Raw genomic sequence first — 25,725 nt, 5'->3', positions numbered from 1 at the left:
ATGCATAATATTTACTATTTTTATTTATATAATAAATAAGATCTTTATCAACATTAGAATTTCCCCATATATATAGAACACTTCCATTTCTATTACATATAATATCTTTAACTACATCATAAAGTATTTCATTACTTTGAAGAGGCTTTCCTAAAATAGTTAGCATAGCCTCTTCATTATCTAGATAATTTCTTATCTTTTTGTTTAAATAACTAAATTTTCTATCAGTTGAATTAACCAAATAACCCACTCCTAATTCTAATTATCTATAATATCATTTTGTATAATATCCTTTATTCTATACTGTAGTGCCGAGTATCTCTCCATACTTTTAGTATTACTTACCATGTATTTAAGCGCCTTAGGCATTCCGACAACTACTACTAATTTCTTAGCTCTTGTTATTCCTGTATATAGAAGATTTCTATTCATAAGAAATGGTGATCCCATAAAAGCAGGAACTATAATAACCTTAAATTCACTTCCTTGACTTTTATGAATCGTTATAGAATATGCAAGTTCTAATTCATCTAAGTATACATAATCATAATGAACTTTTCTTTCATCATCAAATATAACAGTTATAATCTTCTGTTCTTCATCTATGCTTTGTATAAAGCCCATATCTCCATTAAATACCCCAACGCCTTCATCATCACCTTCACCTGATACTCTAGTCCATTTAAGAGAATAGTTATTTTTAGTTTGCATAACTTTATCTCCTTCTCTAAATGTCATCTCTTTTACTTGTTTTTCTTTCTTATAGGTTGCAGGTGGATTTAATACTGCTTGAATACTTTCGTTCATATTAAGAACTCCAAGAGTACCTTTTCTCATAGGCGTAAGTACTTGTATATCTCTTAACTTATCCCAATCTTTATTAAACTTAGGTAATCTTCTATTTATTAAATCTATTATTGTAGTTAATATACCATCTATATCTTCTTCTTTTATAAAATAAAAATCATTTCCCTTTTTATTAAGATATGGCATTTCGCCACTATTAATTCTATGTGCATTAACTGTAATTAAACTTTCAGCACCTTGTCTAAATATTTCTTTCAATCTAACAACTTTTATTAAAGAACTGTTTATCAAATCTTTAAGTACATTTCCTGGTCCCACTGATGGTAATTGATCCACATCTCCAACTATTATTATTCTTGTACCAAGTTTTATAGCCTTTAATAGATTGTGCATTAATAAAATATCTATCATTGATGCTTCATCAATAATTACTACATCTGCTTCTAATGGTTCTGACTCACTTTTTCCAAATAATGATTTATCATCTTCATCACTTGAAACTCCCATATCTAATAATCTATGTATGGTTTTAGCTTCTCTTCCTGTAGATTCACTCATACGCTTTGCAGCTCTTCCCGTTGGTGCCCCAAGTAAAACCTTCATACCATTTTTCTCATATATGTCAATAATACATTTTATTATTGTTGTTTTACCAGTTCCCGGCCCACCAGTTATAATTTCTATCCCTTCTGAGAAAGCTGCAAGTATTGCATCCTTTTGAGATTCTGCAAGCTTTATATCATACCTCTTTTCAAATAACTCTATTTCATAAGGCACATCTGTATTTATAGTTTGGAAATTTTCTATGCCTAAAGTTATTATTTTATTAGTTATTCCAAGTTCGCAATAATAATATGGAAGGGTAAATACAGCATCTTCATCCTGTATCTTCTCAGCTATAATTCTCCCTTCTAAAACTGAATTATAAATATTTTCTTCTACAATTTTAGAATCTACCATTAAAGTTTCGCAGGCATCACTTATAAGTTTATCCTTCGGCATATATGTATTACCAGCTGCACAGAATCCATTTATAACATATTCTATACCACTTTTTATTCTAAATGGAGATATTGCCTCTACCCCTAAACTCATTGCTATCTTATCTGCCGTTTTAAACCCTATTCCTGATATTTCTTTGCATAATATGTAAGGATTCTCTGAAACTATATTTTTAGCATCTGGCCCAAACTTTTTATATATCTTTAAACATTGATTGTTACTAACTCCATGAGATTGAAAGAACATTATTATATCTTTTAAGTCTTTTTGTTCTATGTATGACTCATATATTATTCCAAACTTTTTCTTTCCTATCCCATCAACTTCCATAAGTCTCTCTATATGATTTTCCATAATATCAAAAGTTTCTTCACCAAAATGATCTACTATCTTTTTGGCTGTTACAGGACCAATACCATATATTATTCCTGCACTTAGATACTTCTCTATTGCATCTATTGATGTTGGAAGTATCTCTTCAAATTCTTCTATTTTAAATTGTTGTCCAAACTGCTTATGAACAATCCATTCTCCCTTTAATTTTACATTTTGGCCATCCTTCATAAAAGGAACTGTTCCAACGGCTGTAATTGTTTCTTTATTTACATTTATTTTTGAAACTGTATAACCAGTATCATCACTTCTAAAAACAATAGCTTCAACAAAGCCAATAATGTTTTCCATACTATCTCTCCAAATCTTACTTAGTTATTTTTATTCTTGACTATATATTATATAATTATATCATAGAAGGTTAAACATATAATTCTTATGTAGCTTAAATTGAGGCTATAAATTTATGGAGGTGCTATATATGTTAATAAAAAACTGTAATATAATTTTTCTTGATAGAATTGAAAAGGGATCAATTTTAGTTGAGAATGGTAAAATTAAAGAAATAAATCCTAAAAATGTTCAAGATTCAGAAGTAATTGATGCTGAGGGTATGTATCTTTCACCAGGATTTATTGATGTTCATATACATGGTGCTGGAGGTCATGACACTATGGATGGAACATATGAAGCTATAAATGAAATTGCTAAAACAATTTGTAAGTTTGGTACAACTTCCTTTACTCCAACAACAATGACTGTTGCTGTAGAAGATATTAGAAAATCTATGGGTGTTATAAAAGAAGCTAAAATTAATGGTACAGATGGTGCAAACGTATTAGGTGCTCATCTTGAAGGTCCATTTATAAGCCCAAGTGCTATTGGTGCTCAAAATCCTAACTTCTTAGAAGCTCCTTCAATTGATACTTATAATAAAATGGTTGGTGATTGTGAAGATGCTGTAGTTTCAATCACTATTGCACCAGAAGTAGAGGGTGCAAAAGAACTTATTAAATACTTAAGTGATAAAGGTGTAGTTTGTTCAATCGGACATACTAAAGCTACTTATGAAGAAGCTATAGATGGAATTAAATGTGGATGCTCACATTCAACACATTTATATAACGCTATGACACCATTTACTCATAGAGCTCCTGGTGTTGTTGGTGCTACATTTGATTCAGATATAACAACTGAAACTATTTCAGATGGCATTCATATAGCTTATCCAGCTCTTAGAGTTGCTTATAAGCAAAAAGGAACTGATAAAGTACTTTTAATAACTGATGCTATGATGGCCTGCGGAATGCCAAATGGTGTTTATTCATTAGGTGGTCAAGAAGTAAATGTTGAAAATGGAGCTGCTAGAATTAAGTCTGGTTCACTTGCAGGTTCAATCTTAACTCTTGATAAGGCAGTAAGAAATGTTTATAACAACTCAGATTACCCATTAAATGAAGTTGTTAAAATGGCTTCTTATAATGGCGCTAAGCATTGTAAGGTTGAAGATAGAAAAGGACTGATTAAAGAGGGTTACGATGCAGATTTAGTTATATTTGATGAAGATATTAATGTAAAGAAAGTTATAGTTAACGGAAAGCTTGTACACGAAGCTTAAAAATAAATCAAAATATTTTTTATTATAAATTTTATATAAATGCTCAATGAAAATACTCATTGAGCATTTATACTATTTTAAGAGGTGCTTTTATGGAAGAAAAGTGGTTATCTTGGGCTAAAAGACTTCAATCAATAGCCCAAGCTGGAATTGAATATTCTAAAGATAAATATGATATAGAAAGATTTGAGGAAATAAGAGATTTATCTTGTGAAATATTAAGGGAATATACCGATATTCCAAAGGATAAAGTAAAAGATTTATTTTGTAATGAAATAGGATATCAGACGCCTAAGGTTGATGTTAGATCTGCTATCTTTAAGAATAATAAAATATTATTAGTCAAAGAAAGTATTGATAATAAATGGTCACTTCCTGGTGGATGGGCTGAGGTAGATTTATCTATAAAAGAAAATGCTATAAAAGAAAGCAAAGAAGAAGCCGGTGTAAATATTAAGCCCCAAAGATTAATTGCTGTACTTGATAAAAGTAAATATAGCTTAAAACCTTATCCTTATGGAGTATATAAGGTTTTCGTTCTTTGTGATCTTATAGATGGTTCTTTTGAAGAAAATATAGAAACTGAAGAAAGTGGATTCTTCTCTTTAGAAAATCTTCCTGAGCTTTCAACTGGAAGAAATACAAAAGAACAAATAGAGATGTGCTTTGAAGGCAAAAACAATGATAACTTTGTTACAATATTTGATTAATTAAAAATATAAAAAGAGATGCTAAAATTTTAGCATCTCTTTATTAATTCTTATTTTGCTTCTTTTATTGGTTTCTTTAATATTGCAAGTAATATCATACCTACAATTGAGCCTGCAGCTAAAGCTACTAGGAACCATAATGGATTTCCTATAACAGGTACTACAAAGATTCCACCATGTGGAGCTCTTAATGTACATCTAAAGAACATTGACAGTCCTCCAGCTACTGCTGACCCGATAGCACAAGCTGGTATTACTCTAAGTGGATCTGATGCTGCAAATGGTATTGCGCCTTCTGTTATAAATGATAATCCCATTATATAGTTTGTAATACCTGATTGTCTTTCCCTTTTAGTAAATCTATTTTTGAAGAATGTTGTACATAAAGCTATTGAAAGTGGTGGAACCATACCACCTATCATAACTGCAGCCATCATATCAAATTGACCACTAGCAAGGCCTGCTGTACCAAATACATATGCTGCTTTATTGATAGGACCTCCCATATCAATTGCCATCATACCACCAAGAACTATACCAAGTAATACTTTACTACTTTCACCCATTGAATTTAATACATTAGTTAAGCCTAAATTAAGCGCTGACACTGGTGGATTTATTACAAATATTATAACCGCACCAATTATTAATATACCAAAGAAAGGATATAATAAAACTGGTTTTAAACCTTCTAAATCTTCTGGTAACTTACTGAATATTTTCTTTAAGAATACTACTACATATCCTGCTATAAATCCAGCAAGTAACGCACCTAAGAATCCTGAACCACCTTCGTTTGCAAGCATACCGCCAACAAAACCTACTGCAAGGGCTGGTCTATCGCCAATACTCATTGCAATGTATCCAGCAAGTACTGGTAACATGAATCCAAATGCTGTTCCACCAACTGTCTTTAAGAATGCTGCAAATGGTGTATTCATACCAAAGTTTGCAGGATTTATACTATAGTCATCGAATAAGAATGCTAATGCAATTAATATACCCCCACCTATAACAAATGGTAACATGTGTGATACACCATTCATTAAGTGCTTATATATTTGATGTCCAACGCCTTCTTTTTCAATCTCTTCATTTCCACCTTCACTTGATCCATCAGCGTGATAGATTGGAGCCTTCCCACTAGTTGCTTCTTCAATAAGTTCTTGTGACTTATGTATGCCATTTGCAACCTTAGTCTTTATTAATCTTTTGCCATCAAATCTATCCATCTTTACATTTTTATCTGCTGCAATTATTATACATTCAGCATTATCTATTTCTTCTTTAGTTAAAACATTTTTAGCTCCACCTGACCCATTAGTTTCAACCTTTATAGTAACACCCATTTCTTTACCTTTTTCTTCTAAGGCTTCTGCTGCCATGTAAGTATGAGCTATACCTGTAGGACATGCTGTAACTGCTAATACTCTGTATCCACTCTCTTCTTTCTTTTCTTCTTTATCAAACTTTTCAGTTTCTTTATCATCAATAAGCTTTAAGAACTCTTTTTTGCTTGATGCATTTATAAGCTTATTTCTAAATTCTTCATCCATTAATATTGTTGATAATCTTGCTAATACTTCAAGATGAAGGTTGTTAGCTTCTTCTGGAGCTGCAATCATAAAGAATAGTTTAACATCTTGACCATCTAAAGCATCAAAATCCAAACCTTCTTTTACAACGATAGAACTAAGTCCTGCCTTTTTTACAGCCTTTGATTTACCATGTGGTATAGCTATTCCATCACCGATACCTGTTGTGCTTAGTTCTTCTCTTTTAAGTACAGCTTCTTTATATTCTTCTTTATTATTTAAATTTCCAGCTTGATCCATAAGATCTACTAATTTGTCTATGGCTTCAGCTTTATTACTTACTTTTGAATTTAATTCAATACCTTGCTCTTTTAAAAGATCTGTTATACGCATAAATTTTCCTCCCAAATCCTAAGTTAATTGAAGAAGTATCTCTTCTATTTTTTCTTTTGTGGCTAAATCTTCTGAAAAAGCACTTGCACTTCCTGTTGCTATTCCAAGCTTTAGCGCATATTTATAGTTCTTTTCTTTAATGTATCCTGCTATAAAACCCGCAACCATCGAGTCTCCAGCACCAACTGAATTTTTAACCTCTCCTTTTGGTGCTTTACTTTTTAATACTTCTCCATCTTCTGTAAGTAGTATTGCACCATCTCCAGCTAATGAAATTAGAACATTTAAAGCTCCCATATCTTGAAGCTTTTTGGCATATTTTATTATGTCATCTTCTCCATTTAATTTAACTTCAAATATTTCTTCGAGTTCATGATTGTTTGGTTTTATTAAAAATGGGTTATACTTTAATACATTAATAAGTAAATTTTTAGTTGCATCAACTATAAATTTAATATTTTTATTATTTAAATATTTAATAATATTTTCGTACATATCTTCTGGTAATGTGTTTGGTATACTACCCGCTAAAACTAACACATCTCCATCTTTTAATTGATCTAATTTTTTATATAAACTATCTATTCCTTCTTTATCTATGACTGGCCCCTGACCATTTATTTCACTCTCTTCTTTGCTTTTAAGCTTAACATTTATTCTTGAACTTCCACTTTTCAGTTTTATGAAATCAGCTGTACAACCTGAATTGACTACTCTCTTTTCTATTTCATCCCCAGTAAATCCAGCTATAAATCCGAAAGCTTTATTCTCTATTCCTAAATTTCCAAGAACAGTAGATACATTTATTCCTTTTCCTCCTGCAAAAATTTCTTCTGCATAAGTTCTATTTACTGCTCCTAAATTAAATTCTTTAACCTTTACTATATAATCTAATGAAGGATTAAATGTCATTGTATATATCATCTTTTGTTAACCTCCAATATTTCCGTATATTTTTTAATATCTTTATCTTCTAATTCTGTAGTTATTATTATTCCTTTATCTATATCAGCAAACGTTATTGCCGCTATATGATCAAACTTTGATTCATCTGCTAATATATAAGCCTCATTACTCTTATTGAAAGCTTCTCTTTTGACTAATGCTTCTTGTATATCTGGAGTTGTAAAACCTGAGTCTTTATGAATTCCATTTGTTCCAAAAAAACCTTTAGTAAAATTATATTTTTTTAAACTATCAATAGCCTCTATACCAACAATAGCTTCTGTTGCTAGCTTAAGCTCTCCACCTAAAATATATACATTACATTTTTTTTGAATTAGCTTTTTTGCATGTGCAATCCCATTTGTAATATAAATTGCATTAGTTTCAGTTATATAATCTATCATTAACTCAGTAGTTGTACCTGCATCTATATAAACACAATCATTTTCTTTTATTAATTTAGCTGCATATTTTGCTATACTTAGCTTATCTTTAACATTAAGAGCTTGTCTTATTACTACTTCATCATCTTTACCATCGTAAATGGTTTTTAAAGCCTTAGCTCCACCATGAATTTTCTTTAATTTTTTTTGTTTATCTAAATAATTTAAATCTCTTCTAATAGTAGATTCTGATGTATCTAACTCATCAACTAGTTCTGTTACCGTTACTGTATTATTATTTTTTAGAATTTCTAATATTCTTTCAAATCTCTCTTCTGATAACATTTACATCACCTCTTGTCTATATAATATACTATTTTAAATTCAAAGTCAATCATTTTCATTCATTTATAATCAATTTATTTCAAATTCCAATCATACTCAATCATTTCCAATCATAACCATCGATTTATTCTTTTACTTTAATACATAGTAATTTTATAAGAGGATGACGTGAAGATTATAATATTATGTGTAAAACCTGATGAAAATATTATTAGAAAACAAAAAATCTATGAGCGATAAAGCTTTATTAATTCAATTAATTGCAAAAAGAGCCTAGATATATATCTAGGCTCTTTTATTCTTGATTATTTATTGAATTTTATTATTTATCATTCTTTCTTTCAGTTACTAACGTATTATTAAAAGTACTATTCATCTTTTCAGAAATAAATGTATTATTAAAGAAGTTACTCTTATCTCCAAATCCCTTATCAACTGTTTTTAATCCATCTCTTTCAATTAATGTATCTTTATCTGAGAATAAATTCGTTCCAAGCCCTAATCTATCCCCTTCAATTTCTATACCCATACTAGCTAAAATAGTTGGATACATATCAACAGGTGAGAATTTTCTATTATTTACTCTATCAGTTGCTACTGGTGAATTAAGTATTAAATTAAATACTGTTCTATGATATGACTTATCAAAATCTTTAAAGAATTCCTTATCCATACTTAAATGATCACCTGTTACTACAATAGTAGTATCTTTATAAAATGGTTGTTCTTGAATCCATTTTATAAACTTTACCGCTTCTTTTGTTGAATAAGCAATAACATTTGCATATTGTGAATCATATTTCTTAGCTGCATTCTTAGATAAATAACCATCAGGGAAATGAGTATCCGCAGTTTCCATAGTGAAATTAAATGGTTTTCCAGTCTTAGATAAACGTGTTATCTCATCTTTAGCATACTCATATAACTTGTCATCTTCAAATCCCCACCATACATCATAATCTTGTGGTATTAATTTTTTCTCTTTTGCTGCTTTATAGTCAAAAATATTAAAATTACCATGTGTAGTAAAATAAGTAGTTAATCCACCAAAATCAGCATCTGCACCAAACATTATTGTTTGCTCATATCCTTGTGCTTTTAAAATATCTCCTATACTAACAGCACCCGGTAGGAAGCTACCTGACTTTCCATAAGAATTACCACCCATAGGTACTTTAAGCGGAAGTCCTGTGCCCATATTAATCATAGATGCTACTGACCAACTTGATCCATACGTTTGATATGGTCCTCCAAATTTATTAGATTCTGAGAAATGAATACCTTCCTTAGATAGCTCCGCTAGCTCTGGCATTAGATTTACATCCATATAACCACCTAGATCTGTAGAAAAATATGTGTTTTCTACAGACTCCAAGTATATATGAATTAAATTTCTTTTCTTTTCTGGAAATGACATTTTTACATTACGTGGATCGGTGTAATTATCTTTGATATAACTTGAATCTGAAACAAATGTTTTATATACTTCAACTAAACTTAACTTCTTCACTCCATATACTATCCCGCCTACAAGGCATACAATCGAAATTATAAGCGTTATCACCCTTAAACTTTTTTGGCTTAGTATTTTTTTCTTAGTATTTTTTACATTTATAAATAAATCATAACTAAAATTTATTATTATTAAGAATATTACAATACTAACTACAATTGAAAATACTGGTGTCATCATAATTTCTGCATACATATCAGAACTTGTACCCTTAATAGGTGAATTTAAGTTAAATAAAAATTGTTCTGGTGTAATATTTCCAAAATAATCAATAAACCATTTTGAAAAGAAGAAAAAGAATGATCCTATTCCAACGAATATAACTGATACTACTTTAACTACTACTATCTTCCAACCTCTTTTATTTGTCTCTAATACAAAGTAATTATCTTTTGATTTAATAATTCTTTTTATAACTAAATATATTATACCTAAAAATAATGTAAAAATAATATATTTAATAGAAAATGTAGTTGTGTATATAGAAGCTTTAAGCACATAGGTTTTTTTTAAAATAAATTTTAATATACATAATGATATTATATTGAATGATATCACGTATATTATGAATTCCTTTACAGTAGTTAAAACTCTTTTGTTCTTTTCAAACAAAAAATAATTCCCAAGAGCTATTAAAACTCCAGAAATTAAATAACTTATTATTTGCATAAGTTTCCCCCCGAAAATATATAATTAAACGTAAAACCCATATGAATATTGTGAAAAACATATGAATTTTACTGAATTATATCATATTCTTACGCACTGGACAATTATATATATATATATATATATAAATTCTTCCAATATATACATTTAATATTATTAAAAGACAAAAAGAAAGATACCTAATTTTAGGTATCTTTCTTTTTGTTTTTTATCTTTTATTATAATAAAGCTTTAATTTCTTCAACTTTATTTAATTGTTCCCATGGTAAATTAGCATCTGTTCTACCAAAATGTCCATAAGCTGCTGTTTGCTTGTATATTGGTCTTCTAAGATCAAGGTCTCTTATTATAGCTCCTGGTCTTAAATCAAATACTTTTTCTACTATATTAACTATAGTAGATTCATCAACTTTTCCAGTTCCAAATGTATCTATTTGAATTGATACTGGCTTAGCAACTCCAATTGCATAAGCTAATTGAATTTCTAACTTATCAGCTATTCCTGCTGCTACTAAATTCTTAGCAACCCATCTTGCTGCATAAGCTGCTGATCTATCAACCTTAGTTGGATCTTTTCCTGAGAATGCTCCACCACCGTGCCTTCCCATTCCACCGTATGTATCAACAATTATTTTTCTTCCTGTTAATCCACTATCTCCTTGTGGTCCACCAACAACGAATCTTCCTGTTGGATTTATATAATACTTAGTATTTTCATCTAATAATTCAGCTGGAATCACGTAGTCAATAACATGTCTTCTTAAATCTTCTTGGATTTGTTCTAAAGTTACTTCTTCACCATGTTGAGTTGAGATAACTATAGCATCTATTCTCTTTGGTTTATCATGTTCATACTCAACTGTAACTTGAGTTTTTCCATCTGGTCTTAAGTACTCTAATGTACCATTTTTTCTTACTTCTGTAAGTCTTCTTGATAATCTATGAGCCATAGCTATTGGAGCTGGCATAAATTCTTCTGTTTCGTTTGTAGCATAACCAAACATCATACCTTGGTCTCCGGCACCTACTGCTTCAACTTCATCTTTTTCACCTTGTCTTGATTCAAGAGCTTCGTCAACTCCCATAGCTATATCTGATGATTGCTCATCTATAGCAGTCATTACTGAACAAGTATCACAGTCAAATCCGTATTTTGCTCTATCATATCCTATTTCCCTTATTGTTTCTCTAACAACTTTAGGAATATCAACATAACAATTAGTTGTTATTTCTCCCATAACCATTACCATACCTGTTGTTGTGCATGTTTCACAAGCAACTCTAGCATGTGGATCTTTTTCTAATATAGCATCTAATACTGAATCTGATATTTGGTCACAGATTTTATCTGGATGTCCTTCAGTAACTGATTCTGATGTGAATAATCTTTTCATTTATATTTCTCCTTCCAAATTTCTTCGAATTTTGACAATAAAAAAAACTCTTCGATAAGAAGAGATCAAGTTTCCTAATCTTTCTTATCTTGTAGATTGCTCTACAGGAATTAGCACCACACTTTATAATCAACATTAAAGATTATATGTAGGTTGCTGGGCTTCACAGGGCCGTTTCCCTCCACCTCTCTTGATAAGAGTCTATATATTTTTTATTTATTAATTGATTTTCTGTAGAAATTGTAACACATAGATTTTGCAGAGTCAATAGATTTTATGCGTGTAAAAATATCCTATTTCTTTTACTTTTTAAATTCTTTTATACTTTATATATAATTTTCAAATGCATAAAGTCCCTATTTTAGAGGGTTCTAATATTATATTAAAAATAAATATTATTAGGTGTAAAATAATAACTTAATATTTATTTCTTAATATATAAAATTTATTAATATTTATTATTTGTGATTTTATATACTAAAGTTTCTAATCTATAGAGCATATTTTAATTTTAAATAATATAGATTTATATTTTAAATGATATAAAATTTCATTATAACTACACTATATTAATAAAATTATTTTTATATAAAATTAAAAAGCACTAAGATTAATCTTAGTGCTTTTGGTGGTGGAAGAAGGATTCGAACCTTCGAAGTCAACTGACAACAGATTTACAGTCTGCCCCCTTTGGCCACTCGGGAACTCCACCTTATTTGGAGCTAGCGATCGGACTTGAACCGATAACCTGCTGATTACAAGTCAGCTGCTCTGCCAATTGAGCCACGCCAGCATATATATTTTTAAAATTAGTTTAAAGTTTGGTGGGCACAACAGGGTTCGAACCTGTGACCCCCTGCTTGTAAGGCAGGTGCTCTCCCAGCTGAGCTATGCGCCCATAAAAAATGGTGGTGGAAGAAGGATTCGAACCTTCGAAGTCAACTGACAACAGATTTACAGTCTGCCCCCTTTGGCCACTCGGGAACTCCACCTCATTTTGGAGCTAGCGATCGGACTTGAACCGATAACCTGCTGATTACAAGTCAGCTGCTCTGCCAATTGAGCCACGCCAGCGCATATATTCTTTAAACTTTTTATTTATTAAAACTTGTGGTGGGCACAACAGGGTTCGAACCTGTGACCCCCTGCTTGTAAGGCAGGTGCTCTCCCAGCTGAGCTATGCGCCCTTAAGAATGGTGGTGGAAGAAGGATTCGAACCTTCGAAGTCAACTGACAACAGATTTACAGTCTGCCCCCTTTGGCCACTCGGGAACTCCACCAGATTTTCTTTCAAGTTTTAAGTCGTTTTGCCTTTCGGCCAACCGACAATAGTTAGTATATATTTATATACTCTTTATTTCAAATGACAAAACATATCAAAATAAGAAATTAAACTAAAATTTCTCTATTTTTCTTCTATATACTTATTTTTTCATCATAATATACTTATTTATTTTTATACTAAACTTTCCAGAAATTCTATATTTATATATGGGGATAATATATTTTTTATTTCATTATAATCATCAGATTTAAGTCTAAGCTTTAAAACTCTAACAACCTCTGTTATTCCCTCTTTCTCTCCATTTTTCTTTAAACTATTTTTCATTCTTTCTACATCTACAGTTGATATTTTATTAGCTATTGTAAATAACTTTGTTTTTTCAACTAAACTAAGATTACCTAATATCTCCTCTTTATTCACATTAAATATTTTTGCATTTGTAGCTTGTGTTTCTTCTTTTTTATTATTAGAACTATTATTTGAATTTTTATTTTCTTTATTTTCTTCATTATTAGGGATATTTAAATTATCTTTATCTTCTTTATTCTTTGAAGAGTTATCATTAATCTTATCTTTCTCATTTTTTTCTTCATTATTATAGTTATTATTTTTATTTTTATTTATATCAATACTACTTTCTTTATTTGTATCTTCATTATTATCTTTTTTTGTATTATTATCTTCTGTTTTTTTTGGATTTTCCAATACTAAGTTATTATTAATCTCCTCTTTAGGTTGCCAAAAAGCAACAAAATATACCGCAAGTGAAGTTGATATAGCTAATATACTTGTAATTAATATCTTTTTCATAATACACCTCCTATAGAGAATACTTTCCATATAAGATATTTTTATTCAAATTATTCTATTTTCAAATACATCTTCATATATTATAAGCATGGAGGTGCTTATATGGAAAAAAGGATTCATCACACATCCCCACTTGCTTATTATAATATTTCTCAAGCTATTTTAGATTCTTTTTCTGAAAATACTATAATAGTTTGTATTGGGACAGATAAATGTATTGGTGATTGTTTAGGACCATTAGTTGGTACCTTACTAAAGGAAAGTCTATTTCCGCTTCCTGTGTATGGTTCAATCGATAATCCTATACATGCTTTAAATATAGATAAACAATTAAATAATATAACTAAAGAGCATCCTAATGCATATATACTTGGTATAGATGCATGCCTAGGACAGGAATCTTCTATTGGAGAAATTCATATTAGAAACTTTGCAATACGACCTGGAAAGGGCGTTGGTAAATCATTGCCCGATGTTGGAAGCAAATCTATAGTTGGTATTATAGATTCTAATGAAAATGCTGATCTTTTCTATACTAGATCAATCAGACTCTCCTTAGTTCTAAATATGGCAAGAGTTATATCTAAAGGTATACTTCATGCCTACTATGAATATTCTAATCCAGATAAAACTCCATCATTAAAGTAAAAAAAATAAACCCGGAGTATACTCAGGGTTTATTTATTATGCTATTCAACTAATATGATTTCTTGGTTATTTACTGTTTTATCTAATTTATCAATATATCCTAAAACAGAACCTGTACCTTCCGCAACAGCTTCAACTGAATTTTCAGCAACATTCACAGTTACCCCAGTTTCTGATTCTATAAGCTTATCTAAGCCATGTAATAATGATCCTCCACCAGTCATAAGAATACCCTTATCCATAATATCAGCAGCTATTTCTGGAGGGGTTTTCTCTAATACTCCCTTAACAGCTTCTACTATTAAGCTAACCGGTTCTTTAAGCGCTTCTCCTATCTCATCTGAAGTTAGTTTTATTTCATCAGGTAAACCTGTCACTAAGTTTCTTCCTTTAACTGTCATCTCTTCATTTCTTGATCCGCTAAAGGCTGAACCTATTTCCATCTTTATTTGTTCTGCTGTTTTTTCACCAATCATTATTTTATACTTTACTCTTACATATTTAATTATAGATTCATCAAATCTGTCTCCAGCAACCTTTATAGATGATCTTACAACTACACCACCTAATGATATTACCGCGACATCACATGTTCCTCCACCTATATCTACAATCATACATCCATCCGGCTTAGTTATGTCTAATCCCGCTCCAATTGCAGCCGCAAGTGGCTCTTCTATAAGATGTACTACTTTTGCTCCTGAATTTCTAGCAGCTTCCATAACAGCTCTCTTTTCGACTTCTGATGCTTGTGATGGTACACATACCATTACTTTAGGCGCTACAATTTTCTTTGATCCGCATGCTTTACTTATAAACGCCTTAAGCATCTTTTCTGTTACATCATAATCGGAAATAACACCATCTCTCAATGGTCTAACTGCAATAATATTTCCTGGAGTTCTTCCAATCATTTTTCTTGCTTCTTCTCCTACAGCCAATACCTTTCCAGTACTTGTATTTATAGCAACTACTGATGGCTCTTTCAATACTATACCTTTACCCTTTACGTATACTAATACCGTTGCTGTTCCTAGATCTACACCTAAATCAGTTCCTGACTTCCAAAACCACATTCCAAATTCCACTCCTAATTATTAACATTTATTTTAGAAATTTTTACATTTTTTTATATAACTATACAGTAAATTATATATGGAATATGATTTTAATTCAACTTTTTACCTAAAATTTGATTTATTCGGCAGATTTATACTTCATTTTTGTAGCTTTTCCCCCCCTTATATGTCTCTCTGCTTTATTTAACTCTAAGATAGTATGAGTTTTTTCAGCTATTATTGGATTTATCTTTGGTAATCTTTCAGTCATATCCTTATGGATTGTACTTTTGCTAACACCAAAAACTTTTGCAGTTTTTCTTATTGTAGCTTTTGAATCAATAATATATTGTGCTACTTCTAATACTCTCTCTTCAATGTAGTCTTTCAAAATGCTACCTCCTTAATTACTTATATTTATTTTAATGATAATATTTTTATAAACTTAAAATATTAATCAGCCATTTTGCCTAAAACGGCTGATTAATTTTTTCTTTACCTATTTTTTATAAGCAAAGTACTTTAATGGATCTACTTCTGAATAAGTATTATCTTTCTTTGAGAAAACTTTTATATGCATAAAATCATCTTTTACACACATTTTTAATGTACTAGCTGTGTTACCAACTTTACCTATTTCCTGTCCTTTTTTAACCTTATCATCTTTTTTAACTTTTACATTTTTATCTAGGTTTGCATATGATGTTTTTACTCCGTTTGGATGTTTTATAATTACTGTAACTCCATAAGTTACATCATTTTCAACTACATCTTCTATAACTCCATCTTCTGAAGCTTTTACAGGAGTACCCATTTTAGCTCCTACTGATATACCACCATAGCTTAAGCTTGAATCACCTTTTTCACCTTCTGCAACTGCTTTACCATCTTTAAATAAATATGGCTCATTATGTCCTTTTAAAAGCTTTCCTTCTACAGGATTTGAAAAATTCATCTTACTATTTGTTCCAACAGCCTTACTTGTTGTTTTCTTTTCTTCTTTTTTGTCATTAGATACTCTCTCAGAGTTTTCTACTGATGTTTCTACATTTGTATTCTTATTCTCTTCAACATTTAAAGTGATTTCCTTATCTTCAGGCGCTTTTGCTTCTGGTTTAGATTTAGTGCCTATATTTTTAATTGCAACAGCACCAATTATAGTAACTACGCATAGTCCAATAAATAGAGCTACATAAAATCCTTCCTTTTTGAAAAACTTTTTAATACCTGACATCGTGTTTTTAGAATTTTCTTTAAATCCGTTTGATTTTTGGTTCATAATCAACACCTCCAATAATCATTTTGTCCTTTTTATGAAAAATAATACATATTTTCTAATATTTTTAATATTATCCATTAAAAAAGATGATATTTGATTATTTACCAAACATCATCTTTTTATAACACTTTTCAGTATTTATTTATAAACTATTTTTCCAATCTCTACACCAGTATAATAATGCTTTAATATTTCCTCATACCCCTTACCATCTTTAGCCATAATATTAGCTCCCCACTGACTCATCCCAACACCATGACCATTTCCTTTACACTTAATCCTTATCTTATCTTTTGAGTATTCAAGTGTAAAATTTGCTGATTTTAAATCAAATAGCTTTCTAAAATCTGTTCCCTTTATTGTCTCTCCTCCAAGCTTTACATCAAGAACTGCACCACCTTCAGTTCTTGATTTTATTTCTACTTTTTCTTTTAGATTATCAACTTTTAATTTTGCTTTACTATATTTTGAATTAACTATATCTACAAAATCTTTATTTGTTACTTCTTTTTCTGATTCATATGCACTAGATACTTCTTCTCCTTCACTATTGACTGATTTTAAATATGGAACCTTTGATGAAAAAACATCCTCAGCATTTTCTGTTTTCCCAGCACTAGTTGAAAAGAACTGTGGATATAGTACAATCTCACCATTATATGTTAATACACTCCCTTTAGTATCATCTACAGCTTTTTTTATTTTTTCATAGTTTTTATCTCTATCCTTATCAGACCATTTTTTTAATCTTTCCTCTTTACTCATATAGGCTTGACAATGAACTCCATCACATATTTCGCCGCCATTAGATAAATTACAATTCTTATTTCTTTTACTATAATAAAAAGTTCTAGCTGCAATAGCTTGAGCCTTTAATGCTTCCTCTTCAAAACTAGCTGGCATCTCACTTGAAACTACTCCCAATATATATTCTTCTACATCTATTTCTTTAACTTTCTTTTCTTTTGTTATATGTACCTTTGCTTTATCTTCTCCTTTTACAGCTATACTAATCTCTTTCCCATCAGAACCTGTATTAGTAGGAGAGGTGAAATCCTTTATACCACTTCCCATAAGTATAAAAGGAATTATTACCATAAATATTAATATGAATCCTGTAATAAGCCCTATATTTTTAAGATTTTCAATAATCTCTTTTTCTCTCACTCTCTAATCCCTCCTAAATGTATGTACATCTATTTATATGTTTATTATTTATAAATATACTTACTCTTTGAAGTTTATGTAAAGAAGATAAAAAAAATAGAAGGTATACCACCTTCTATTTCTTAACTCTACAAACATCAGCTCCTAAGCCTCTAAACTTTTCTTCTATATCTAAATATCCTCTATCTATATGATATATATCACTTATTTCTGTATATCCATCCCCTACTAACCCTGCTAATATCATAGCTGCTCCTGCTCTTAAGTCTGTAGCTTTCACTTCACAGCCAGTAAGCCTAGAAACTCCTTCAATAACTGCTGTTCTACCATCTATCTTAATCCTAGCCCCCATTCTAACAAGTTCTGCTACATGCATAAATCTATTTTCAAATACGGTCTCAGTAATTATACTAGATCCATTAATAACAGATAATAGAGCCATCATTTGAGGTTGCATATCTGTTGGGAAACCCGGATATGGCAGTGTTTTTATATCTACTGGTTTTTTATCAAATCTACCATCCACTATTATTCCATCATCTTCTTCTGTTAATATAATTCCACATTCTTTTAATTTTTCAATTAAAGGTCTCATATGATCTTCAGTTACATTATTTATCTTTATCATACTATTTGTTATAGCAGCAGCTACCATAAATGTACCCGCTTCTATTCTATCATAAATAGGCCTGTAAGTTACTCCTTTTAAGGATTCTACACCTTCTATAGTAATCTTACCAAGTCCCGCTCCTTTTATCTTAGCACCCATTGAATTTAAGAAATTTGCTAAATCCCAAATCTCAGGTTCTTCAGCAGCATTTTCTATAATTGTTGTTCCGCTTGCTAAAACTGCTGCCATCATTATATTTTCTGTTGCTCCAACAGATGGGAAATCTAAATATATTCTATTACCTATAAGCTTCTTTGCTTTTGCCTCAACAAATCCATGTCCTTGTATAATTTCAGCTCCCAATGCCTTAAACCCTTTTAAATGTAAATCAATAGGCCTACTACCTATATTACATCCTCCTGGCATAGATAATTTACAATGTCCAAACCTTGCGAGCATTGGACCCATAATTAAAAATGATGCTCTCATTTTTCTTACAAGCTCATTAGTTGTATCAAAACTTTTTAAGCTACTTGTATTTATTTCAAGTGAATTATTAATCTTTGAGTAATTCATATCTGTATTCAAGCCATTAAGCAAATTTAGTATAACTTGAACATCTTCTAACATAGGAGTATTTTCTATTATTATTTTATTAGGAGATAGTATTGTTGATACTATTATTGGTAACACCGAATTTTTAGCCGAATTTATATTTACTTCTCCTGTTAGTTTCTTAACCCCTTTTACTATTATTTTTTCCATATTTTCCTCCATAATTAATTGTTAGTATGTTGTAAATATAATAGGAGTCCCCACAATTACATATACCCCTGTGTCATATTCCATAATTCCATAGCTTATTTGATTTCCATCCTTAAGTTTGCTTTTTCCAACATAGCCATTGTGCACTTTAATTAACTCATTGCTTAAGCTTATATCTTTTATACTTTTTACAGAATTTAGTTTTCCCTTATAATATTCAAAATATCTTAATGAATTTACTTTATTATCTTCTAATTTTTGCAATTCCTTCTTCAGTTCAACTGTAGAAGCTTCTTTTTTAGAATTAATTATAGTCCCTTCAACAAAAACTCTATCCTCTTCTTCCCATACTTTTATTTCTAGATCATTATCTCCTTTAATATAAAAATGATTTTTATCTGTTAAATTTTCTATACTGTATCCTTCGTTATATATATCCTTAATTCTTTTTATTTCATCATTTATATCAGACTTAGTATTATATTGAATCTTAACTCCATTTTCAGAAAATATTGTTTCACTTTTAACTATGCTTTCTATATATTGATAATTATTGATACTTATATTTTCTCCACTTGATAATCCTAATAAATTAATTGAGAAAACAATAAAATAGATGAATAAGCTTTTTAATTCCATACGCCCTCCCCGCCTTTCACCTTTATTGTTGTCATTTTTTCCCTTTAATATACATATTCGCCTTTATACTATAATATATAAATTTAATATTTTTTTGTGATAGATTGTCATAAATTGGCTAAATTAAAACACCCTAGGTAGCTAAATTAATTTAGCTACCTAGGGTGTTTATAATTTATATTCTTATCTACTTTTTAATTCTAATCTAGCAAGTGCTCTGCCTAAAGCAGCTTCTGCTCTTTCTCGATCAAATTTTTCATCATTTAAGCGCTTTTCTGCTCTTTTTTTAGCTTCTTCTGCTCTTCCAGTATCAATTTCTTCTTTTGTTTCACATGATCCGCAACAGAAGTTTAATTCATTATTTTTAAAACCAATTACACCTCTTGAAGTAAATAAATTTATCTTTTCTCCATTCGCTTTAGTAATTTCTGTAACACAAGGTATTGAGTTAACTACTATAGAAGCATGGTTTGCAAGAATTTCAAACTTACCTTCTGATGTATTTGTAGTTAAGCTTAAAACTTCTTCATCTATCTTGACTTTATTAGGTGTCATGATTTTTAGTTTAAAGGTATTAGCCATATTGCATCATCCCCTTATGCTAAAGTTTTAGCTTTTTCTATAGCTTCATCTATATTTCCAACAAATAAGAATGCTGATTCTGGTAAATCATCGTGCTTACCTTCAATAATTTCTTTAAATCCTCTTATTGTTTCTTCTACTGTAACATATTTACCTTTCATACCAGTAAATTGTTCTGCTACTGTGAATGGCTGTGATAAGAAGTTTTGAACTTTTCTTGCCCTACCAACAGTTAATTTATCTTCATCAGATAATTCATCAACACCTAATATAGCAATAATATCTTGAAGTTCTTTATATCTTTCTAATATATGTTTAACCTTTGATGCAACAGAATAATGTTCTTCTCCAACTACTCTTGGATCTAATATTCTTGATGTTGAATCTAATGGGTCAACAGCTGGATAAACACCACGTTCTGCTACACTTCTTGATAAAACTGTTGTTGCATCTAAGTGAGAGAATGTTGTAGCTGGCGCTGGGTCAGTTAAGTCATCCGCTGGTACATATACTGCTTGAACAGATGTAATTGAACCATGTGTTGTTGATGTTATTCTTTCTTGAAGAGCACCCATTTCAGTTGCAAGTGTTGGTTGGTATCCAACTGCTGAAGGTATTCTACCAAGAAGTGCTGAAACTTCTGAACCTGCTTGGGAGAATCTAAATATGTTATCTATAAATAGTAACACGTCTTGACCTTGATCTCTGAAGTACTCTGCCATTGTAAGACCTGTAAGTGCAACTCTCATTCTAGCACCAGGTGGCTCATTCATTTGACCAAATACTAATGCAGTCTTATCTAAAACTCCTGATTCTTTCATTTCATAGTAAAGATCATTACCTTCTCTTGATCTTTCTCCAACACCTGTAAATACTGATAATCCACCGTGTTCTTTTGCTATATTATTTATAAGTTCTTGAATAAGTACTGTCTTACCAACTCCAGCACCCCCAAATAGACCAATCTTACCACCTTTTTGGTAAGGAGCTATAAGGTCAACAACTTTTATTCCTGTTTCAAACATTTCAGGTTCAACTGATTGTTCTGCAAATGTTGGTGCGGCTCTATGTATTGGATAGAATTCCTTAGTCACAACATCTCCAGATATTTCTTTATCAACTGGTTTTCCTAAAACATTAAATAATCTTCCTAAAACGCATTCTCCTACAGGAACTGATATTGGTTTTCCTGTATTAACTGCCTTCATACCTCTTCTTAATCCTTCTGTCGCTTCCATAGCTATTGTTCTTACTATATCATCTCCGACGTGTTGTTCAACTTCAGTTACTAAAGTTTCTCCACCCATCTCTATTTCAATAGCATTATAAATATTTGGAAGTGACTCAGTATCAAATTTTATATCAACTACTGGTCCAATAACTTGAACTACTTTTCCTATATTGTTAGGCATTTAATGATACCTCCTCACTATTTTTGTGCTTCTGCTCCACCAACTATTTCTGCAATTTCTTGAGTTATAGCACTTTGTCTAATTCTATTATATTTAGTGTTTAATGAATCTAACAAGTCATCTGCATTCTTTGTAGCTCCGTCCATTGCAGTCATTCTTGAAGATTCCTCACTAGTTTTTGCATTTAAAATACAATTAATTAATTTTGATTTTAAATAAAAATCAAAAGTTGCCTCTATTGAAGATTCATCATTTGGTTCTAACATAAATCCAATATCTTCTTTTATTTCGTCAAATTCTATAGGTAACATTTTATCAACTTTAACTTCTTGAGAAACTGGTGAATTAAAGTGTGTATAAACAACATAAATTTCACCAACCTCATTTGAATTATATAATCTTAATGCATGCTTATAAATCATTGAAACTTCCTTCATATCACTAGTTTCTTTTATATCAACGTACTCTGCTACAGTTTCAAAGCCATATCTTTTCATGTAAGATACACCTTTTTTACCTAAACACATAACTAGACTATCTGATTTTTCCATTCCAACATGATTTTTAAGAGATAATGCTATATTAACATTATATCCTCCACATAATCCTGAATCTGATGTTACAACTATATATAACTTTCTCTTTGAATGGCCACCTTTAAAATATATACCTTCTTTTTCAATATCCATTGATGAATAAGCTTCTTGGGCTATATCTCTAGTCGCTTCAAAGTAATTGTTATTTTTGTTTAATTCCATTCTGACTCTTCTTAACTTAGAAGTGGCAACAAGTCCCATGGCTTTTGTTATTTTTTTAGTATTTTCTACTGACTTAATTCTACGCTTAATTTCAATAAGTCCAGCTCCTGCCATACCTCCACCTCCTAAAAGATGGCATAGCTTAATGTATAAGCTATGCGTTATTTAAGAATATTTTTTTGAATTCAGTAATTCCTTTTTCAAGGGATGCTTTTAATTCATCAGTTAAAACTTTCTTTTCTATTATCTCTTTTCCTACTTCTCTGTATTGAGTATCCATGTATTCTAAGAAATCTTTTTCGAACTTTCTTATATCTTCAACCTTTATATCTGATAAATAATCATTTACTGCTGCATAAAGAATCATGATTTGATTTTGAACTGCCATTGGAGAATATTGATTTTGTTTTAAAACTTCAACCATTCTCTTACCTTTTTCAAGTCTTCTTGAAGTGTCCGCGTCTAAATCTGATCCAAATTGAGCAAATGATGCTAATTCTCTATATTGGGCAAGCTCTAATCTTAAAGTACCTGAAACTTGTTTCATGGCTTTAATCTGAGCGTTCCCCCCAACTCTTGATACTGAAATACCTGCATTAACAGCTGGTCTTTGTCCTGAATAGAAAAGATCTGATTCTAGGAATATTTGACCATCTGTTATTGATATAACATTAGTTGGGATATATGCTGTAACGTCTCCTGCTAGTGTTTCTATTATTGGAAGTGCAGTTAATGAACCTCCGCCATTCTTTTCTGAAAGTTTAGCTGCTCTTTCAAGTAATCTTGAATGGATATAGAATACATCCCCTGGATACGCTTCTCTGCCTGGTGGTCTTTTAAGTAGTAATGACATTGTTCTATAAGCAACAGCGTGCTTTGATAAGTCATCATATATAACCAATACATCTTTTCCTTGATGCATGAAATGTTCACCAATTGAACATCCAACATAAGGTGCTAAATATTGTAATGGTGCTGATTCTGAAGCTGTTGCAGCAACAACAGTTGTATAATCCATTGCACCAAATTCTGTTAATGTATTCACTATATGTGCTACTGTTGATTGTTTTTGACCTATTGCTACATATATACAGATTACATCTTTATCCTTTTGGTTAATGATTGTATCTATAGTTATAGCAGTTTTACCTATTTGTCTATCTCCTATGATAAGTTCTCTTTGTCCCTTACCAATTGGAATCATTGAGTCAATTGCCTTTATTCCTGTTTGTAATGGTTCATTAACTGAGCTTCTATCTAGGATACTAGGAGCATGAACTTCTATTGGTCTATATGCCTCTGGTTTTATTGGACCTTTTGCATCAATAGGATTTCCTAAGCCATCTACAACTCTACCTATTAATTCTGCTCCAACTCCAACCTCAACAATTTTACCAGTTCTTTTAACGACATCTCCTTCTTTGATTCCTTCTTCAGAACCAAGTAAAACACATCCTACATTATCTTGCTCAAGGTTTAATGCCATACCATAAACATCATTTGGGAATTCTAATAATTCACCTTCCATACAATCATCTAAACCATATACTCTCGCAATACCGTCACCAATTTGAATAATTGTACCTGAATCTATTGTTTTAATTTGTTTATCGTACTTTTCAATTTCATTTTTGATTATAGAAGTAATCTCTTCTGGTTTGATATTCATGGTTTCACCTCTATTCCATCTTAAGCATTAAGGCTCTCATGTCTTCAAGTCTTGATTTTATTGATCCATCAATAACATCATTTCCAACTCTTACATAAAGTCCACCTATTATACTCTTATCAATTTCATGTTCTATAATTACTGTCTTGTTATATTTCTTCTCTAGCTTTTCTTTTAGCCTTGAAGTCTCATCTTCTGTAAGTTCTATAACACTTTTAACCTTTGCAATTACCTTATTTTCTTTTTCTAAATGGATTTGTTCCATTTGATTAAGCTTTTCTTTTAAATATAAGATTCTGCCTTTTTCAATAAGTATTAGTAAAAATGATAATAATTCCTCATCAATTTTACCCTTAAATAAATCAATGAAAATTTTCTTCTTCTGTCTTGTACTTATTTGAGGGTATTTAATGACTTCGTAAAATTCTTTATTGTTATCAATAATATTACAAATCTCTCTTAAGTCTTCAAGATACTCCTCGACTTTATTTTTTTCTTCTGCTACTTTATATAAAGCTAAAGCATATCTACGATCTAAATATTCGTACATAATTACATACCTACCTTGCTTATATAATCGTCTATAAGTTCTCTATGTTTCTTTTCATCAATTGAGTCTCCAAGTGCTTTTTCTGCAAGGAATACAGCAAGCTCTACTGCTTGTGTTTTAATCTCCGCTTGAGCCTTTGTACGCTCTCTATTAATTTCAACTTTAGACTTATCAATAATAGTTCCTGCTTCTCTTCTAGCATCCTCTACTATTTCTTTATAAACATTGTCTGCTTTAGTCTTATATTGACTAACAATTTCTTTTCCTTCTTCTTTAGCTGAACTGATTTCTCTTTCATTTTGAAGCTTTAATATTCTTGCTTTTTCTAAGTCTTCATCAGCTTTACTTATTGTATTTTCAATAAGATCTTTTCTTTGTTTTAAGATTTTATTTACTTTATCAAAAGCAAAATGTTTAACTAACCAAAATAATATAAGTAGATTTACTAGTGTTACTATCATTTCTGGTATGTTAATATTCATATTAATTTCCAAATTTAAAGCCTCCCTTCCAGGCTTATTAAAACCCTACTTTTTTTATAGTATTCAAATTTTAGTGGATACCAACAAATAATAAGATGAATGAAATTAGTAATCCGTATATTGCTGTTGTTTCTGCTAAGGCACAACCAATGAAGTATGTTGACATAAGTTTACCACTTGCTTCAGGTTGTCTTGCTATACTCTTTAATAGACTTGCTGTTGCATTACCAATACCAACACCTGCACCTACTGCTGCAATAACTGCAAGACCTGCACCTATTGCACGCATTCCTATTATAAATTCTGCTCCAGTCATAAATAATTCCTCCTTAATACTTTAAAAGTTTCTCTGACTAAAAATTGA

The 25,725-nt window shown here is 30.6% G+C and carries 24 protein-coding genes, 7 tRNA genes and 1 riboswitch; of the genes, 3 read left to right on the top strand and 28 right to left on the bottom strand.

The window, feature by feature from the left end; genetic code table 11:
* On the bottom strand, positions 1 to 241 hold a 241-nt coding region (locus tag JOC62_RS12045; RefSeq protein ID WP_204595521.1), incomplete at its 3' end, for a hypothetical protein.
* A 17-nt stretch (positions 242 to 258) separates the two neighbouring features.
* Entirely contained in the window at positions 259 to 2,493 is a 2,235-nt protein-coding gene (gene recD2, locus JOC62_RS12040; protein ID WP_204595520.1) for an SF1B family DNA helicase RecD2, read from the bottom strand.
* A 130-nt stretch (positions 2,494 to 2,623) separates the two neighbouring features.
* Here recD2 and nagA point away from each other — a divergent pair, with 130 nt between their 5' ends.
* Positions 2,624 to 3,760, top strand: coding sequence for an N-acetylglucosamine-6-phosphate deacetylase (nagA, locus tag JOC62_RS12035; RefSeq protein ID WP_204595519.1), 1,137 nt, complete (start codon positions 2,624 to 2,626; stop codon positions 3,758 to 3,760).
* Positions 3,761 to 3,852: 92 nt separating this feature from the next.
* Positions 3,853 to 4,470: an NUDIX hydrolase N-terminal domain-containing protein gene (locus JOC62_RS12030; protein WP_204595518.1), complete on the top strand. Its 618-nt coding sequence runs from the start codon at positions 3,853 to 3,855 to the stop codon at positions 4,468 to 4,470.
* Between the two features lie 50 nt (positions 4,471 to 4,520).
* Here the strand turns inward: JOC62_RS12030 and JOC62_RS12025 are convergent, their stop codons facing one another.
* From JOC62_RS12025 to JOC62_RS11965, 13 genes are all read right to left on the bottom strand, one after another.
* Positions 4,521 to 6,398: a PTS fructose transporter subunit IIABC gene (locus JOC62_RS12025; protein WP_204595517.1), complete on the bottom strand. Its 1,878-nt coding sequence runs from the start codon at positions 6,396 to 6,398 to the stop codon at positions 4,521 to 4,523.
* 18 nt (positions 6,399 to 6,416) lie between these two features.
* Complete coding sequence (gene pfkB / locus JOC62_RS12020) at positions 6,417 to 7,322, bottom strand: 1-phosphofructokinase (protein WP_204595516.1); 906 nt, start codon at positions 7,320 to 7,322, stop codon at positions 6,417 to 6,419.
* Positions 7,319 to 8,071, bottom strand: a complete 753-nt coding sequence (locus JOC62_RS12015; protein WP_204595515.1) for a DeoR/GlpR family DNA-binding transcription regulator — start codon at positions 8,069 to 8,071, stop codon at positions 7,319 to 7,321. The genes pfkB and JOC62_RS12015 overlap by 4 nt, the downstream gene beginning before the upstream one ends.
* Before the next feature lie 322 nt (positions 8,072 to 8,393).
* Positions 8,394 to 10,253, bottom strand: coding sequence for an LTA synthase family protein (locus JOC62_RS12010; protein WP_204595514.1), 1,860 nt, complete (start codon positions 10,251 to 10,253; stop codon positions 8,394 to 8,396).
* A gap of 218 nt (positions 10,254 to 10,471) precedes the next feature.
* On the bottom strand, positions 10,472 to 11,647 hold the full coding sequence (gene metK, locus JOC62_RS12005; RefSeq protein ID WP_204595513.1) for a methionine adenosyltransferase: 1,176 nt from the start codon (positions 11,645 to 11,647) through the stop codon (positions 10,472 to 10,474).
* An 81-nt stretch (positions 11,648 to 11,728) separates the two neighbouring features.
* A riboswitch (SAM riboswitch) is annotated at positions 11,729 to 11,847 on the bottom strand.
* 426 nt (positions 11,848 to 12,273) lie between these two features.
* Positions 12,274 to 12,359 (bottom strand) — tRNA-Tyr (locus tag JOC62_RS12000).
* A gap of 5 nt (positions 12,360 to 12,364) precedes the next feature.
* Positions 12,365 to 12,440: transfer RNA gene (locus JOC62_RS11995), tRNA-Thr, on the bottom strand.
* 29 nt (positions 12,441 to 12,469) lie between these two features.
* Positions 12,470 to 12,545 (bottom strand) — tRNA-Val (locus tag JOC62_RS11990).
* A gap of 8 nt (positions 12,546 to 12,553) precedes the next feature.
* A tRNA-Tyr gene (locus JOC62_RS11985) sits at positions 12,554 to 12,639 on the bottom strand.
* A gap of 6 nt (positions 12,640 to 12,645) precedes the next feature.
* Positions 12,646 to 12,721: transfer RNA gene (locus JOC62_RS11980), tRNA-Thr, on the bottom strand.
* Between the two features lie 37 nt (positions 12,722 to 12,758).
* Positions 12,759 to 12,834, bottom strand: a tRNA-Val gene (locus JOC62_RS11975).
* A gap of 7 nt (positions 12,835 to 12,841) precedes the next feature.
* A tRNA-Tyr gene (locus JOC62_RS11970) sits at positions 12,842 to 12,927 on the bottom strand.
* Positions 12,928 to 13,103: 176 nt separating this feature from the next.
* Positions 13,104 to 13,742, bottom strand: coding sequence for a hypothetical protein (locus JOC62_RS11965; RefSeq protein ID WP_204595512.1), 639 nt, complete (start codon positions 13,740 to 13,742; stop codon positions 13,104 to 13,106).
* 102 nt (positions 13,743 to 13,844) lie between these two features.
* Between JOC62_RS11965 and yyaC the strand changes: the two genes are divergently transcribed.
* The gene (gene yyaC / locus JOC62_RS11960) at positions 13,845 to 14,390 is read left to right on the top strand and encodes a spore protease YyaC (protein WP_204595511.1); all 546 of its coding nucleotides are present in this window, start codon (positions 13,845 to 13,847) and stop codon (positions 14,388 to 14,390) included.
* Between the two features lie 41 nt (positions 14,391 to 14,431).
* On the opposite strand, the gene mreB is transcribed toward yyaC, so the two are convergent.
* From mreB to atpE, 13 genes are all read right to left on the bottom strand, one after another.
* Positions 14,432 to 15,466, bottom strand: coding sequence for a rod shape-determining protein MreB (gene mreB / locus JOC62_RS11955; protein WP_204595510.1), 1,035 nt, complete (start codon positions 15,464 to 15,466; stop codon positions 14,432 to 14,434).
* 121 nt (positions 15,467 to 15,587) lie between these two features.
* Positions 15,588 to 15,839, bottom strand: coding sequence for a sporulation transcriptional regulator SpoIIID (gene spoIIID / locus JOC62_RS11950; protein ID WP_204595509.1), 252 nt, complete (start codon positions 15,837 to 15,839; stop codon positions 15,588 to 15,590).
* A 108-nt stretch (positions 15,840 to 15,947) separates the two neighbouring features.
* Positions 15,948 to 16,727, bottom strand: a complete 780-nt coding sequence (locus JOC62_RS11945) for a peptidoglycan DD-metalloendopeptidase family protein (protein WP_204595508.1) — start codon at positions 16,725 to 16,727, stop codon at positions 15,948 to 15,950.
* A 138-nt stretch (positions 16,728 to 16,865) separates the two neighbouring features.
* The gene (gene spoIID / locus JOC62_RS11940) at positions 16,866 to 17,894 is read right to left on the bottom strand and encodes a stage II sporulation protein D (protein WP_341534806.1); all 1,029 of its coding nucleotides are present in this window, start codon (positions 17,892 to 17,894) and stop codon (positions 16,866 to 16,868) included.
* Between the two features lie 115 nt (positions 17,895 to 18,009).
* Positions 18,010 to 19,269: a UDP-N-acetylglucosamine 1-carboxyvinyltransferase gene (gene murA / locus JOC62_RS11935; RefSeq protein WP_204595507.1), complete on the bottom strand. Its 1,260-nt coding sequence runs from the start codon at positions 19,267 to 19,269 to the stop codon at positions 18,010 to 18,012.
* 21 nt (positions 19,270 to 19,290) lie between these two features.
* Positions 19,291 to 19,908, bottom strand: coding sequence for a hypothetical protein (locus JOC62_RS11930; RefSeq protein WP_204595506.1), 618 nt, complete (start codon positions 19,906 to 19,908; stop codon positions 19,291 to 19,293).
* Between the two features lie 183 nt (positions 19,909 to 20,091).
* Positions 20,092 to 20,490 carry an ATP synthase delta/epsilon chain alpha-helix domain-containing protein gene (locus JOC62_RS11925; RefSeq protein ID WP_204595505.1) on the bottom strand — a complete coding sequence of 133 codons (399 nt, stop codon included), beginning with the start codon at positions 20,488 to 20,490 and terminating at the stop codon, positions 20,092 to 20,094.
* A gap of 14 nt (positions 20,491 to 20,504) precedes the next feature.
* Entirely contained in the window at positions 20,505 to 21,902 is a 1,398-nt protein-coding gene (gene atpD, locus JOC62_RS11920; protein ID WP_204595504.1) for a F0F1 ATP synthase subunit beta, read from the bottom strand.
* 17 nt (positions 21,903 to 21,919) lie between these two features.
* On the bottom strand, positions 21,920 to 22,774 hold the full coding sequence (gene atpG, locus JOC62_RS11915; RefSeq protein ID WP_204595503.1) for an ATP synthase F1 subunit gamma: 855 nt from the start codon (positions 22,772 to 22,774) through the stop codon (positions 21,920 to 21,922).
* A gap of 40 nt (positions 22,775 to 22,814) precedes the next feature.
* Positions 22,815 to 24,329 (bottom strand): F0F1 ATP synthase subunit alpha, encoded by a 1,515-nt coding sequence (gene atpA / locus JOC62_RS11910; protein ID WP_204595502.1) that lies wholly within the window; start codon positions 24,327 to 24,329, stop codon positions 22,815 to 22,817.
* A 10-nt stretch (positions 24,330 to 24,339) separates the two neighbouring features.
* Complete coding sequence (locus JOC62_RS11905; RefSeq protein ID WP_204595501.1) at positions 24,340 to 24,879, bottom strand: F0F1 ATP synthase subunit delta; 540 nt, start codon at positions 24,877 to 24,879, stop codon at positions 24,340 to 24,342.
* Positions 24,880 to 24,881: 2 nt separating this feature from the next.
* Entirely contained in the window at positions 24,882 to 25,361 is a 480-nt protein-coding gene (locus JOC62_RS11900) for a F0F1 ATP synthase subunit B (RefSeq protein ID WP_204595522.1), read from the bottom strand.
* Between the two features lie 70 nt (positions 25,362 to 25,431).
* Complete coding sequence (atpE, locus tag JOC62_RS11895) at positions 25,432 to 25,677, bottom strand: ATP synthase F0 subunit C (protein ID WP_204595500.1); 246 nt, start codon at positions 25,675 to 25,677, stop codon at positions 25,432 to 25,434.
* Between the last annotated feature and the right edge of the window lie 48 nt (positions 25,678 to 25,725).

This window comes from Clostridium sardiniense (assembly GCF_016907995.1).
GTDB lineage: Bacteria > Bacillota > Clostridia > Clostridiales > Clostridiaceae > Clostridium > Clostridium sardiniense.
This window is presented reverse-complemented; position numbering and strand designations above follow the sequence as displayed.